This is a genomic window from Arthrobacter globiformis NBRC 12137 (genome assembly GCF_000238915.1).
In the GTDB taxonomy this organism is placed as follows: Bacteria; Actinomycetota; Actinomycetes; order Actinomycetales; family Micrococcaceae; genus Arthrobacter; species Arthrobacter globiformis.
Map to the genome: position 1 here is coordinate 91,492 of NZ_BAEG01000078.1, position 13,778 is coordinate 105,269.

The 13,778-nt window shown below is 67.3% G+C and carries 12 protein-coding genes; 3 read left to right on the forward strand and 9 right to left on the reverse strand.

Annotated elements, in window-relative coordinates:
• Positions 1 to 62: 62 nt before the first annotated feature.
• Complete coding sequence (locus ARGLB_RS14725; protein WP_003803919.1) at positions 63 to 983, forward strand: TauD/TfdA dioxygenase family protein; 921 nt, start codon at positions 63 to 65, stop codon at positions 981 to 983.
• 131 nt (positions 984 to 1,114) lie between these two features.
• Here the strand turns inward: ARGLB_RS14725 and ARGLB_RS14730 are convergent, their stop codons facing one another.
• The 5 genes from ARGLB_RS14730 to ARGLB_RS14750 all read right to left on the reverse strand — a co-directional run bounded on the left by ARGLB_RS14730 (position 1,115) and on the right by ARGLB_RS14750 (position 7,151).
• Complete coding sequence (locus ARGLB_RS14730; RefSeq protein ID WP_003803921.1) at positions 1,115 to 2,080, reverse strand: aldo/keto reductase; 966 nt, start codon at positions 2,078 to 2,080, stop codon at positions 1,115 to 1,117.
• A gap of 125 nt (positions 2,081 to 2,205) precedes the next feature.
• Entirely contained in the window at positions 2,206 to 3,915 is a 1,710-nt protein-coding gene (locus ARGLB_RS14735; RefSeq protein ID WP_003803923.1) for a glycoside hydrolase family 13 protein, read from the reverse strand.
• A 52-nt stretch (positions 3,916 to 3,967) separates the two neighbouring features.
• Complete coding sequence (locus ARGLB_RS14740; RefSeq protein ID WP_003803925.1) at positions 3,968 to 4,873, reverse strand: carbohydrate ABC transporter permease; 906 nt, start codon at positions 4,871 to 4,873, stop codon at positions 3,968 to 3,970.
• Positions 4,873 to 5,820, reverse strand: a complete 948-nt coding sequence (locus ARGLB_RS14745; RefSeq protein WP_003803927.1) for a carbohydrate ABC transporter permease — start codon at positions 5,818 to 5,820, stop codon at positions 4,873 to 4,875. Before ARGLB_RS14745 ends, ARGLB_RS14740 begins: the two co-directional genes overlap by 1 nt.
• A gap of 23 nt (positions 5,821 to 5,843) precedes the next feature.
• Positions 5,844 to 7,151 carry an ABC transporter substrate-binding protein gene (locus tag ARGLB_RS14750; protein WP_003803930.1) on the reverse strand — a complete coding sequence of 436 codons (1,308 nt, stop codon included), beginning with the start codon at positions 7,149 to 7,151 and terminating at the stop codon, positions 5,844 to 5,846.
• 229 nt (positions 7,152 to 7,380) lie between these two features.
• Here ARGLB_RS14750 and ARGLB_RS14755 point away from each other — a divergent pair, with 229 nt between their 5' ends.
• Positions 7,381 to 8,583, forward strand: coding sequence for an ROK family protein (locus tag ARGLB_RS14755; protein WP_003803931.1), 1,203 nt, complete (start codon positions 7,381 to 7,383; stop codon positions 8,581 to 8,583).
• A gap of 95 nt (positions 8,584 to 8,678) precedes the next feature.
• Here ARGLB_RS14755 and ARGLB_RS14760 read toward each other — a convergent pair whose 3' ends face one another.
• From ARGLB_RS14760 to ARGLB_RS14770, 3 genes are all read right to left on the reverse strand, one after another.
• Complete coding sequence (locus tag ARGLB_RS14760; protein ID WP_003803932.1) at positions 8,679 to 10,250, reverse strand: Na+/H+ antiporter; 1,572 nt, start codon at positions 10,248 to 10,250, stop codon at positions 8,679 to 8,681.
• A gap of 96 nt (positions 10,251 to 10,346) precedes the next feature.
• Entirely contained in the window at positions 10,347 to 11,009 is a 663-nt protein-coding gene (locus tag ARGLB_RS14765) for an NAD(P)H-binding protein (RefSeq protein ID WP_003803933.1), read from the reverse strand.
• A 62-nt stretch (positions 11,010 to 11,071) separates the two neighbouring features.
• Positions 11,072 to 11,635: a dihydrofolate reductase family protein gene (locus tag ARGLB_RS14770; RefSeq protein ID WP_003803934.1), complete on the reverse strand. Its 564-nt coding sequence runs from the start codon at positions 11,633 to 11,635 to the stop codon at positions 11,072 to 11,074.
• Between the two features lie 214 nt (positions 11,636 to 11,849).
• Between ARGLB_RS14770 and ARGLB_RS14775 the strand changes: the two genes are divergently transcribed.
• The gene (locus ARGLB_RS14775) at positions 11,850 to 12,611 is read left to right on the forward strand and encodes an HNH endonuclease family protein (protein ID WP_003803936.1); all 762 of its coding nucleotides are present in this window, start codon (positions 11,850 to 11,852) and stop codon (positions 12,609 to 12,611) included.
• 77 nt (positions 12,612 to 12,688) lie between these two features.
• Here ARGLB_RS14775 and ARGLB_RS14780 read toward each other — a convergent pair whose 3' ends face one another.
• On the reverse strand, positions 12,689 to 13,666 hold the full coding sequence (locus tag ARGLB_RS14780; protein ID WP_003803940.1) for a hypothetical protein: 978 nt from the start codon (positions 13,664 to 13,666) through the stop codon (positions 12,689 to 12,691).
• Positions 13,667 to 13,778: the final 112 nt, after the last annotated feature.

The following is a 13,778-nucleotide window of genomic DNA, read 5'->3' on the forward strand; positions in this document are numbered from 1 at the left end:
AGTAACCGCCGATTCAAATAACCGCAGCACAAAGTACCGCAGCACAAAGTGAGGAAAGAACGATGACTGTCATTACCGAAACAAAGCTCGAATTCTCCAAGCTGGGCTCCCGCATCGGCGCCGAGATCCGGGGTCTGGACCTAAGCGGCGACCTGCCGGCAGAGACTGTTGCAGAGATCCGTGCGGCCCTCAACGAGCACAAGGCCCTGGTGTTCCGTGAAGCCAACATCCTCTCCGACGAGGCGCAGGTGAAGTTCGCCAGCCACTTCGGCCCACTTACCAAGGCGCACCCCACCGTGGCGTCCGTGGAAGGCGAAGAGAACGTCCTGCCGGTGGACAGCGAGAACGGTTCGGCCAACAACTGGCACACGGATGTCACGTTCGTGGTCAACCCGCCGCAGGCGTCCACGCTGCGCAGCATCGACCTGCCCGCGTACGGCGGCGAGACGCTGATCGCATCCTCCGCCGGCGCGTACAGCGACCTGCCGGACGAGCTGCGGAACTTCGCCGACACTCTCTGGGCCATCCACACCAACGACTACGACTACTCGGTGCCCAAGAACCTGGAGCACGCCAACGCCGAGGAGCGCCGCAAGGAGTTCACCCGGCTCAAGTTCGAGACGGCCCACCCCGTGGTACGGGTCCACCCGCTGACCGGCGAGCGCGGATTGTTCATTGGGGGCTTCGCGCAGCGCCTGCGGATCGTTGGCCTGTCCAACACCGAGTCCAGGGACATCATCCGGCTGCTCCAGGCCTACGTAACCCGTCCCGAAAACGTGGTCCGCGTGAACTGGGAGCCCAACCAGCTGGTGCTCTTCGACAACCGGATCACCCAGCACTACGCACCCGACAACTACGACGGCCAGCCGCGCAAGCTCAACCGCGTCACTATCGCCGGGGACATCCCGGTGGGCGTGGACGGCAAGCAGAGCCAGGCCCTGAAGGGTGATGCCTCCACGTACTCGGAGATCGCCCCGCTCTAGGGCTGTTGGTCTGACGGGCCCGCTCTAGGGCTGTTGGTCTGACGGGCCCGCTCTAGGGCTTCCGCCCAACTAGGTCGCAGCAGATGGTGTTCTGAGCACTCAGAACGCCCTCAGCTGCGACCTAGTTGGGTTTAAGGGATGTTGCTTCCCCGGGCCGTGACCCAGAGCCTGTACCACTCGGCGCGGGTCATGGTCTCGGCAGCGCGGGCGGCCCCGGCGCACGCACGGATCCGGTCCGGGTTGGCGGTGCCGATGACCGGCGCGATCCCGGCCGGGTGCTTCATGAGCCAGCCCAACAGCACCGCCTCCACGGTGGTGCCGTACCCCCGCGCCATCTCTGCCAGCAGCACGGCTGTGGCACTCTCGGACTGCGTGGGCCGCTCGGGCGGGTTGCCGGTGTAGTGGCCACGGGCCAGGGCGCCGTAGGCCTGCAGCGTGATCCCCTGCCGGGCACAGTACTCCAGCGTCCCGTGCGGAAAGCTGTAGCCCCGGGCATCGGGGTGGTTCACCAGCACGGTGCTTTCCAGCCAGTCGCGCTTGAGCAGGCTGAGCTCCAGCTGGTTGGCCACCACCGGGGTCTCGAGGCTGTCCTGCAGGAACTCGATCTGGGCGGCGGACATGTTGGACACCCCCAGAGCCCGCACCTTACCTTCTGCCATCAGCTTCCCGACGGCGGCCGCCACCTCCGCGGGGTCCATCAGGGGATCGGGGCGGTGCAGCAGGAGGATGTCCACGTAGTCGGTGCGCAGGCGCTCGAGGCTGCCGTTCACGCGCTCGATGATGGCGTCCGCGCTCAGGTCGTAGTGGGTTTCCAGTCCCCGCTCGTTCAGCCGGATCCCGCATTTGGTCTGCAGCTGGATGCGCTCGCGCAGCCCGCTGGTGCCGGCCAGGACCTCGCCGAAGACGGCTTCGGCTTTTCCGTGCCGGTAGATGTCGGCGTGGTCAAAGAGCGTGACGCCGATGTCCAGCGCCGCATCAATGGCCTCAGCCGCGGCCTCGACGTCAGAGATTTCGTGGGGTTCCGTCGACCAGTCCCCGCCCAGGCCCATGCAGCCGTAGAGCAGCCGGCCGTAGGGTGCTGCAGTCTGTTCAGTCATGGCATCACTCTTTCATTTGTTCCGGGCCCCGCACAGAGGCCCGGCCGGGTACCCGGTTAAACGGACCCGCTGGCGCACCCCGGTCAGAACCGGGGTGCGCCAGCGGCGTGTCAGCCCGCTGCGGGTCAGCGCAGCCAGGCGGTGGTGTTGGCCGGCAGCTTGCCGTCTTCCAGCGGTGCGCTGCTCACCAGCACCGTGCCCGCGGGAAGGTCGACGGCGGTGTCCCCGAAGTTGGTCACTGCCCGCCAGCCGCCAGGGCGGCTGAAGTGCAGGACGTCCGGGTTTCCGGTTTCGATCCATTCCAGCTCTTCGGCGGTCTGCAGTTCGCGGCGGAGCCTCAGGGCCGTGCGGTAGAGCTCGAGCGTGGAGTCCCGGGTGCCGTCCTGCGCCTCAACGGCGTAGCTGCTGAACCAGTCGGGCTGGGGCAGGTGGGCGCCGCCGTCGCCGAACCCGAAGGACGTGCCCTCCACGGACCACGGCAACGGCACGCGGCAGCCGTCGCGGCCCACTTCCACTCCCCTGTTGCGGAAGAACGACGGGTCCTGCCGTTCGGATTCCGGGATGTCCGCCACCTCGTGCAGTCCCAGTTCCTCGCCCTGGTAGAGGTAGGCGGAGCCGGGCAGTGCGAGCATGAGGAGCGTGGCGGCGCGGGCGCGGCGCTTGCCGAGCTCGATGTCGAGGTCCTTTTCCGGGCCGCCGGCCAGCAGCCAGTCCTTGCCGTCCTGGCCCTTGGCGTGCTTGCCCTTGGAGCCCTTGGGCAGGCCGTATCGGGTGGCGTGGCGGACGACGTCGTGGTTGGAGAACACCCAGGTGGAGGAGGCTCCGGTGGCTGCGGCCTCTGCCAGGTTGCGGGTGATGATCTCGTGGAACTCCTCGGCGTCGAAGTCCGCCTGCAGGAGGTCGAAGTTGAACGCCTGGCCCAGGCCTTCGGGGCTGGCGTAGCGGGCCCGGCGGGTGGCGTGCACCCAGGCCTCGGCGACGGCGGTGCGCGGCGGGTTGTACTCGTTGAAGACCTCGCGCCATTCGGCGTAGACCTCGTGCACCTCGTCGCGGTCCCAGAACGGGTGCGAGCCGTCCGGGAATCCGTCAGTGCCGGTGTTGGCCTCGGTCAGCTCCAGCTTGGACAGCAGCGGTTCGGTGAGGTCCTTGGTGAGCGCGTGCGCCACGTCGACGCGGAAACCGTCCACGCCGCGGTCTGACCAGAAGCGCAGAGTCTTGAGGAAGTCGTCGCGGATTTCCCGGTTGGCCCAGTTCAGGTCCGGCTGCTCCTTGGCGAAGATATGCATGTACCACTGGCCAGGGGTGCCGTCGGGTTCGGTGATGCGCTCCCAGGCGGGGCCGCCGAAGACCGAGTCCCAGTCCGACGGCGGGAACTCGCCGTTGGGGCCTTTGCCGTCCCGGAAGATGTAGCGGTCCCGGGCCGGGGAGCCCTTCGGGGAGGCCAGGGCTTCCTTGAACCATTCGTGCCGGTCCGAGGAGTGGTTCGGGACGATGTCGGCGATCAGCTTGATGCCGGCGGCGTGGAGGGCGTTGGCCATCTCATCGAAGTCCTCCAGCGTGCCAAGCTTAGGGTCCACGTTGCGGTAGTCATCCACGTCGTAGCCGCCGTCGGCGAGCGCCGAGGGGTAGAACGGGCTGAGCCAGACCGCGTCGATTCCCAGCGCCTTCAGGTACGGGACCTTGGCCGTGATGCCCTTGATGTCGCCCAGGCCGTCGCCGTTCGAATCGGAAAAGCTGCGGGGGTAGATCTGGTAGACGGACGCCTGGCGCCACCAGTTCGGATCGGCCAGGCGGTCGGAATCGGAAAGGGTTGCCAGCGTGGCGGTGGTGGACAAGGGATGATCCTTTTCTTGTGGTTGGGATTGTTGCTGGACTGGTTTGATGGGTCTACTTGACGGCCCCGCGCATGACTCCGGAGAGTACCCAACGCTGGGCCAGGATGTAAACCACCAAAGTCGGTGCCATGGCCATCAGGTAGGACGCGAATGCGAGGCTGTAGTTGGTGTTGAACTCTCCCTGGAAGAGCATCTGCACCACGGGGAGGGTCTGCAGGGCGGGATCGGCGATCATCATCTGCGGGAGCAGGAAGTCGTTCCATGAGCCGAGGAAGGCGAAGATGCCCACGGTGGCGTTCATGGGGGCCAGCAGCGGGAAGATGATCCGGCGGAACACCTGCCACGTGGTGGCGCCGTCGAGCCGGGCCGATTCCTCCAGCTCCACCGGGATGGAGCGGACGAAGGCAATGTACAGCAGCGTGTTGAACGAGATGCCGCCCAGCACGTGCAGGAACACCACGCCGCCCGGGTTATCCAGGCCGAGGAGGGCCGTCTGCTTGATCAGCGGCAGGATGATCACCGGGAACGGGATGAACATGGCCGAGAGCAGGTACACGAAGGAGCCCCGGAAGAACCTCCGATTCCAGTTCCTGGCGATGGCATACGCCACCAGCGAGCTGCATGCCAGGGAACCAAGGACACTGAGCACGGTGACGAACGCCGTCGACATGAATGCCCGCGGGAAATCCGTTGCCACGTAGGCGGCGCCGAAGTTCTCCCAGTTCACCGGGCTGGGCCAGGCGAGGCCCGTGCCCGTTCCGATCTGGTCCGGGGACTTCAGGGCCATGGCCACGGTGAAGTAGAGCGGAAGGAGCACGGTCAGGGAGGCCACCAGCATCAGCGCGGTGAGCCACCAGTTGACCTTGTAGCCCTCGCGGCCGGAGCGGTTGTTCCGGCGGAGTGCGGGGCGGTCCGGATCGTGCGGGGTGCGGCGGGCGGTAAGCGGAAAAGCTGTCATTAGAGTGAAACCCCCCGGCGCTGGATGAGGCGCAGCTGGATGACGGAGATCAGCAGGGTGATCAGGAAGTAGATGACCGCATTCGCCATCTGGTAGGAGTAGTCGCCGCCGGTGAAGCCGGAGAAGATGCGCATGGCCACGGACTGGGTGGCCATGCCCGGTCCGCCGCCGGTGAGGCCCACGATGATTTCGTAGGTTCCCAGGAAGCCCTTGAAGCCGAGGATCACGTTGATGACCAGGTAGCCGAGGATGAGCGGCAGCGTCAGGCTCCGGAACTGCCGGAAGCTGCCGGCGCCGTCGAGGTCCGCGGCTTCATATACCTCGGCGGGGACGCTCTGCAGCCCGGCCAGGTAGATGATGGTGGCGCCGGGAGCCGCCTGCCAGACCGTGACCAGCACGATGGCCAGCCAGGCGTAGTTCTCGTTGGCCAGGATGCTCGTGGCCAGGGGCGTCACACCGAAGCGGTCCGCCAGCACCGGCAGGGTGTTGGAGAACAGGTAGTTGAACACGAAGGACACCACCAGGGCCGAGAGCACCATGGGGATGAAGAATACGGTGCGGATGCCGGTGCGCCACTTGATTTTGGCGTTCAGGCCGAGGGCGATCGCGAGGGCCACGATGTTGACCACCACGGTGGTGGTCAGGGCGAAGACGAACGTGAAGATGTAGGACTGCAGGATGGCCGGGTCTTTGAAGATGTTGACGTAGTTGGACAGTCCGATGAACTTCCAGTCGCCGTAGCCGGCGTAGTTCGTCAGGCTGAAGAACACGCCGACGAGGGCCGGCAGGGTGATGAAGAAGGCGAACAGTGCCAGGACCGGCACCACCATCCAGTAGTAGGCGGGGTCGATGCGGCCCTTGGCACGGACGGACCGCCGCGGGGTCTTCGGGGGAACGGTCGACGCGGCGGGCGGGGCTGCCTGCGCCGTCTCGGAGGTTGTAGTCATGGGGGCTCCTGGATTCGGGCGGGTCAGACCGCGGTGCGCTCGGCGACCCGGCGCCATTCGTCGTCGAGGGCGGAAAGGAACTGCTCGCCGTTCTTGCCGTACACGAAGGACTGGATGTAGTTGTACAGCGGTACCGACGGCGGGAAGTAGGTGGTGGCTCCCTGGTAGTACCGCCCAGCCCGCACGGAGGCGGCGAGGCCGGTGATCTGGGGATTTTCGACGGCGGGTGCTTCCTTGAGCGGCGAGAACGCCGCGTTCTTCTCGTTGTAGGCGTTCACGACGGAGGGGTCCAGCAGGTAGCTGACGAAGCGCCGTGCCGCGGCCATGTTCGGCGTGTTCCGGGTGATGGACAGTGCCATGTCCACGTTGACCCGGGCCTTGGTGTCCGCGGGGTTGTTGGTGACGGGGAGCGGGAAGCTGCCGAGTCTGACGTCCTTGTTGGCGGCCACCAGCTGGGACAGCGCCCACGGGCCCTGCAGGTACATGGCCGCCTGGCCCTTGGCGAACGCGGCATTGCCGTCCGCGTAGTTCTTGCTCGTGGCACCCTTCTGCGAGAAGGCTGCCAGCTCGAGCATCTTGGGCAGGACCGGGCCGAAGTTGCTGGTGAATGACTCTTTGGCGTCTTCACTGATGGCGGCACCCTTGGCGGTGAGCTTCGCGAAAAAGCCGGCGACATCCAGTGAGCCGCCCGCGAGGTAGTCGAACATGCCCTGGCCGAGGGTCCAGCTGTCCTTGAAGGTGCCGTAGATCGGGGTGATGCCGGCGGCCTTGAATTTCTCACAGGCCGCGACGAATTCGTCCCACGTGGTGGGGACCGCCACGCCCTGGGCCTCGAAGACGTCCCGGTTGTAGATGACCCCGGCGGCTGCCAGGGAGAACGGGAGGGCACTGGTTTCGTGCCCGTTGTACCGTCCCCAGGAACTGACCAGGTCCTGGACCTTGGGGTCGATCGTGGCTGCGGCCGGATGGTCCGAAAGGTCTGCGAAAACGCCCTTGCGGACGAAGTCGGCGGTGGCCTGGGCGAAGCCTCGGGTCACGACGTCGGGCGGGTCGTTGCGGACCAGGCCCGGAACGAAGTTGCCTTCATTGAAGTCCTGGATGACGCGGATGTCCGGGTTGAGCGCCTCGAAGTCCTTGATCACCCGGTTGAAGTAGGCCACCACCTCGGGCTTGTTCTGCATGAAACGCAGCGTGGTGACGCCGTTCTGGCTGCTGGGCGCGGAGCCGCAGCCCGCCAGCGGAAGGACAGCTGCGGCGCCGGCGAGGCCGGCCGCCTTGAACAGCGCGCGGCGGCTGAGCGGGGACTCGCGGCTGGGCGGGATTGCGCTCACAGTGCGGAGGTCCGGGCGGCGTACTGGCAGGTGGCGCGGCGTTGCGGGTTCCTGAATGGGCGGTGCTTCGAAGGGCAGTTCACAGTTGCTCCTTTGCAAAAGGCTGAGGAAAAAGCTGGAAGGGGAATCCCGTGGCCGGCGGCCGTCCGGCCCACGTGGTCATTTTATATGGAATCTAAATTTAGTTCCTCAAGTATTATGTGGGGCAGAGCACAAGGAGGTCAACACCATGTCCGAAATGACGGCGGCCACGCCGCAGCTGCTTCGCCGCGTGAGCGCCGGAGCAGTCCTGGATTTCATGCGCGCCTCGGGCGCGGTGACGGTTACCGACGTCATCCAGGCCACTGGCCTGACCCGGGCCACCGCCATCTCCGTGTGCGAGGACCTCATGCAGCGCGGGTGGATAACCGAGCTGGAGAACCAGCGCGCCTTTGGCGGCTACCAGAAGGGCCGCCCCGCCCGCAGGTTCGAACTCAACGAGCGGGCAGGCTATGTCCTGGGTATGGACGTGGGCTTCTCGAAGGCGACGGTGGTGGTGTCCGATCTGCGTGGCAAGGCGCTGGGACGGGCCAGCCAGCCGTTTGAGATTGAGGACATCTCCGCCGAGGAACGCGTGGCTGTCATTGACCGGGCCGCCTTGATGGCGCTGTACAGTGTGGGGGCCTCCCCCGACGCCGTGCTGGCCGTATGCGCCGGCATCGCCGCCCCGGTGGACCGGAAAGGCAACGTCCTGGCAGCCCAGCATTTCTGGGGGCTCTTCGACGTCGGGCTCAAGTCCGCGCTGGACAAGCTGCACGGATGGACGGTGCTGCTGGAGAACGACGCCAACCTCGCCGCCCTCGGCGACCGGTGGCGTGGCGCGGCGACGGGCGTGGACGACGTCGTCGTGATCCTGGCCAGTGAACGCTTCGGTTCCGGCGTCATCGAAGACGGCCGCCTGCTGCACGGCAGTGGCGGCGGCGCGGGTGAACTCGCCTATCTCGACCTGGTGGAGGGCGTGGGCGACACCTTCGGTATCGCGACGCTGGCCCGGGTCTGGGCTGCGGACGCGCTGGAGGGCACCGCCGAGACGTCCCTCCGCGAACACGCCGCATCGGGGGCCGAGGCGGAGCACGTCTTTGCCGCGGCAGCTGCCGGCGACGCAGAGGCACTGAAGATCCTTGACCGGTTGGCCGACAGGATGGCCCGGGTGATCGGCTCTGTGGCCACCATGGTCAACCCCGAGCTCGTGGTGATCGGCGGGGCCGTGGCCAACTCTGCGGGGGTTCTGCTCGAGCCGATTGCGGCCCGGCTGCCGGAGTTCACCGCCACCCCGCCGCGGGTGGCGGTCTCACCGCTGGGCGATTCGATCGTCACCGTGGGCGCCGTCCGGCGCGCCCTGGACTACGTGGAGACGAACACCCTGGACCTGGAGCTGAACATCCCGGCGTGATCCAAGACCGGCGTGAACGTACACTTGGGGCCCGCAAAACCACACGCTTTTGGGGCCCAAGTGTACGTTCGCGCTGTTCTATTCCGGCGTGATCCCTACTCCGGCATGATCATGGTCCGCAGGTCGAGCTGGCGCAGCACCCTGTCCGCCACCTCGGGATCCATGTCCGGCTCGCTCCGGGCAGCGACGACCTCCTGCCGCGCCGCGTCCAGGGCGATGGTCTGGACCGTGATGGCCAGTTCCCTGCCCCGCTCACGCTTCTCGGCGAGGCTCTCGTTGCGGAGGCTGCCGTCCAGCAGTTCGGCGTGCAGCCGGGTCATCTTTTCCTTCACCAGCGCCACCTTCTCCGGCGGCAGCTCCTTCACGAGCTCGTGGTCCTTCAGCGCGGCCACGGCGGCTGCCTGGGCACGGCGGGCCAGAAGCCGGGCCGCGTCGCGCTCCTCCGTGCCGTCCTGGGACGCGTTCAGCACCTTCATCAGCCACGGCAGGGTCAGCCCCGGCAGCACCAGCGTGGCCAGCAGCACCGCACAGGCCGTGACCAGCACCTGGTCACGCGCCGGGAACGGCGTGCCGTCGGCGAGCGCAACCGGGAGGGCCAGCGCCAGGGCCAGGGTGGCCAGCCCGCGCATGCCGCACCAGGTCAGGATCAGGACCTCTTTGGCGGAGGTCGGCTGCAGCAGGTTCTTCTGTTTCCGGGCGGACACGGCCAGCAGTCCCAGCCAGCCGAACCGCACTGCGAACACCAGGACGCAGACCACGACGGCGGCGCCCGCCATCCCGAAGACCGCGGAACCCTCCGTGCGGACAACATCCTGGATCTCGAGGCCCACGAGACCAAAGGCAAGCCCCGTCACCAGCAGCTCCACCACGTCCCAGAAGGCGGTCCGGGTTTCGCGCTCGGCGGCGTCCTGCGGGCGGGTGTGCCGCTGCATCTCCAGGGCTGTGACCACGACGGCGATCACGCCGGAAGCGTGGAATTCCTCCGCGAGGATGTACGCGGCAAAGGGCACCACCAGGGTCACGGCGCTGCGGGCCACCATGGACGCCACCAGCCGGGTGACCAGTGATGTCAGCCAGCCCATGGCAATGCCGACCACGACGGCAAGTGCCGCTCCCACGACGAACTTGAGGACGACGTCGGGCCCTATCCTGGTGCCGCCGACCGCGGCGGCAACAGCCGCCTGGAAGATGACAATGGCGGCGGCGTCATTGAAGAGCCCTTCGCTCTGCAGCACCGTGATCAGGCGCCGGGGCATGTGCACCCGGCCGGCCACAGACTCCACCGCAACGGGGTCCGGGGGCGCCACCATGGCTCCGAGTGCAATGGCGGCCGGGATGCCAATCCCCGGAATCATGAGCCAGGCGGCGCCGGCAACCACGGCCGTCGAGAGGACGACGAGGGCCACGGCGAGCATGATCAGCGTCCGCCACCGGACCCGGAAGACGGCCCAGGAGCTCCGCTGGGCCGTGGCGAAGAGCAGCGGCGGCAGGAAGATCGGCAGGATCAGCTCCGGCGGGATCTCGATGTCCGGGAAGCCCGGGATGAACGTCAGCGCCACGGCCAGGAGCAGCATCAGGACCGGGTAGGGCAGCCGCAGCCGGTCCCCGAGGCCCACGGCCACCACGGTGGCGAGCAGGAGCCCGATGATGAGTGCCAACTGGTCCATGTGACCACTTTCCCCGGAGTGCGCCACGCCTCGGACGGAGGGCGGCCGTGCCTTTCAACCCTACCGGGAACGCTGCGGCCCTTCTCCTGCCCTGCGCTACTGCTGCAGGGCGTCCAGCGCGGCAGCGACCGGCTGGGTGCCGTCGCGGAATTCGATGGTCCGGCCGGCGGTTGCCGGCAAGTCCAGCACGGCGGCGGCAACGATGGCCACGTTGGCGCGCGATGTCTGCGTGCCGGAACTGGCGTCGTCCGGGTTCGCCTCGATCAGCCCGTTCCCCGGCCCCTCGGTCAGGGAGCCCGGCCCCAGGATGGTCCAGGCCAGATCGGTGCCGCGGAGGTACTCATCTGCGGCCGCCTTGGCCTCGGCGTACGCGTGGAAACTGTGCCCCTCGGGAACCCCGTGGTCGGGGCCCGCGCCGAAGTAGGACACCATCACGTAGCGCCCGACGCCGGCCTCCGCGGCCGCGTCCATGGAACGGATGGCGGCGTCGCGGTCCACCGCATACGTGCGGGCCGGGTTCCCTCCCCCGGCACCGGCTGACCAGACCACGGCGTCGTGGTTCCCGAGCGCGGCGGCGATGTCCGCCGTCGTCGACTTTTCAACGTCAAGGACCGACGGCGACGCACCGGTGGCGGCGACCTCCGCCGCATGGTCCGGGTTGCGGATGAAGGACGTGACACTGTGCCCCTGTTCCGTGAGGAGGGCGGACAGATGCAGGGCTACCTTGCCGTGGCCGCCAATGATTGCGATACGGGTCATGCCCCCATTGTGTCGCAGGATTGTGTCACAGGCGCGGCACGCGCCGCTATATCCGGACCGTTTCATCCGGACCGGTTGGCGTAGCGGAGGAAGACCGTGCCGTTCCCGAACCGCCGCTCCTCCAGCAGCTCAAGCCGGAGGCGGACGTCCTCCGGGAGGAAGCGCTTGCCGCCGCCCACTGCCACGGGCGAGAGGAACATCTGGAACTCGTCCACCAGCCCGGCCCGGATGGCTGACGCGGCAAGGTCCGCGCCGGCCACCGCCACGTCCCGGCCGGCGTCGGCCTTGAGCCGTCCGACGGCGTCGGCGCTGAACTCCCGCTCGATCCGGGTCCGGGCGGTGGTCACGTCCTGCAGGGTGCGGGAAAAGACCACCTTGTCCGCTGCTTTCCAGAGGTCGGCAAAGTCCCGGATGTAGTCGGGAATATCGCCGAAGTCTTCCGGATGCTCCCAGACGGCCATCACCTCATACATCCGGCGCCCGAGCAGGTAGGTTCCCGCCGGCCGCTGCAGCTCGTTGACGAAAGAATGCACCTCGGCGTCCGGCTCGGCCCAGTCGAATTTACCGTCGCGGTCCGCGATGTAGCCGTCGAGGGACATGAGTCCCGAGTAGATCAGTCTGGCCATGCCGGCTCCTGTCGCCCTCGGCGGTGTGCAGTCCGACCCTAGGCTCATGTCGCCGGGATGACAACGGTTCCGCTGGTTCCGGAGTCATCCGCAGCGTTGCCACAGGATTGCATCAAGACCCGATCAAGGACCCGCTTCTCCCCTGTTCCGGCTGACATGCTGGTTGACGCATCAAGCAACTTGTACCGTTTCCAGGAATCATCATGGGGGAATCATGCCGCTAGGCACGTTCAATCACGCAGGCCCGACCGGGCACTCAGGTCCGTTCAAACACGCCCGACGCCGGGTGGTGGCCGCCACGGCGTCCGTTAGGTCCGGCCTTTGGGTCCGGTCGCTGTCCGCCACCGCCGTGGCCGCCGGACTGCTGCTCACCGGGCTGGCAGTCCCGGCCGAGGCTGCCACGTACTATTCCGCACCGCTGCGCACCGCTGCCCGTGCCCTCACGGTGGCTGCGGAGAACAACGCCGGCTACGACCGGACCCGCTACTTCGGCAGCTGGCTGGACACCAACCGTGACTGCCAGAACACCCGGGCCGAGGTCCTGCTGCAGGAGGCGAAGGCCACCGCGACGTACACCACCGCGCGGCGGTGCACCGTGCGCACGGGCCGTTGGGTCACGAGGTGGGACAACCGCACGCACACCCTGGCGTCGGCCGTGGAGATCGACCATACGGTTCCCGTCCATGAGGCGTGGGGCTCCGGCGCCCGCTACTGGTCGCAGGCGCGCCGGGTAGCCTTCTACAACGACCTCGGCGATGGCCGGTCCCTGAACGCGCAGACGGCGGCACTGAACTCCAGCAAGCAAGCCAAGGGTCCGGAGGCATGGATGCCGCCGGTGAACCGCTGCGAGTACATCGGCAACTGGATCGCGGTGAAGATCCGGTGGGGCCTGCGGGTTGACAGCGCCGAGAAGGCAGCCCTGATCCGCTATGCAGACTCCTGCCCGAACGTGCGCATCAGCGTCACCCGGGCCTAGGCTGCGCGTCCCGCAGCCAAACAGCCGCGCACCCGAACAGCCCCGCACCGCCGCAATGGCAGTGCGGGGCTGTTTCGTCAGACCTCGAACATCCCGTAGACCCAGATGTTCGCGGACGGCAGGGCGAGCTCGGACATGGGCACCCTCCGGGCGCCCGTGCGGGTCAGCCAGAACCTGTTGTCCTTGGTGGGGGTCTTGACCGGAATGCCGGCGTTGTCCACGAGGTAAAGGCTCGTGGACGTGGCGGAGATACCTTCCATGGAGGCCCGCTTGGTCAGGCTCCTCGACGTGACGGAGCCGCCGTAGGGCTCGGACATGGCTGCGTGCGTGCAGGTGATGAGGCCTGTGCTCTTGTGCATGGTTGTGGACGTGACCAGCCCGTTGAGGGACACCCAGGCCGAACCGTTCCACGAGACGTAGTCCCCCAACCCTGCGGGCTGCGAGGCCTGGATGGTGATGCTGTTCAGGCCGACGGACGCGCCCAGCTGGTAGCCGGCGGCAGACAGCGTCTCGTCGGCAACCACCACCACCGAGCTCACCTTCAGGCCGTCGAACCCCATCCTGATGGTGACCGACATGTCGTCCAGTGCACTTTCCGTCGATACCACCCCCACGGGCGTGTGCCGGTCGTCGTCGATCAGGGAGAACCCCAGGCCGCTGTTGCGGACTGCACAGGCCACCATCCGGTAGCGCCGGCCGTCCGTGCCGCGGACGATGCCCGTTTCATCTGCCTTGAGGTCCAGGGCGGCCTGCTGCGCGGCGGAAACCGGTTTGTCGGCGTCGGCCGTGTTGTCCACCTCCGAGAGTCCCACGTCGGCCTTGCTCAGGGCAGGGACGGTCTCAGGGGCAGGCTGCTCTGGGCTGACCGGCTGATCGGTGGCTGGCCCGGACGGGGTTGGAGCCGCCTCCGGCGACGGCACCGTTGGAACGGTTGTTGCCGATGCCGGCCCTGCGGTGACGGTGGCCAGGGCAAGCAGACCTCCGCCGGCCGCCGCGATCCGTCCCAGATTCAGAACCGCACGGCGCTCCAGGCCGCCTTCACCAAACCACTCCACTGTGTTCCCCCCACGGGCACCATTCTGCGGCCGGGGTGTGCACCTCGGCCGGTGATGCTGCCGAGCCTAGGAACGGAAGCTTGGAATTAGGCTGTGGCTGCCAGCCCTGATC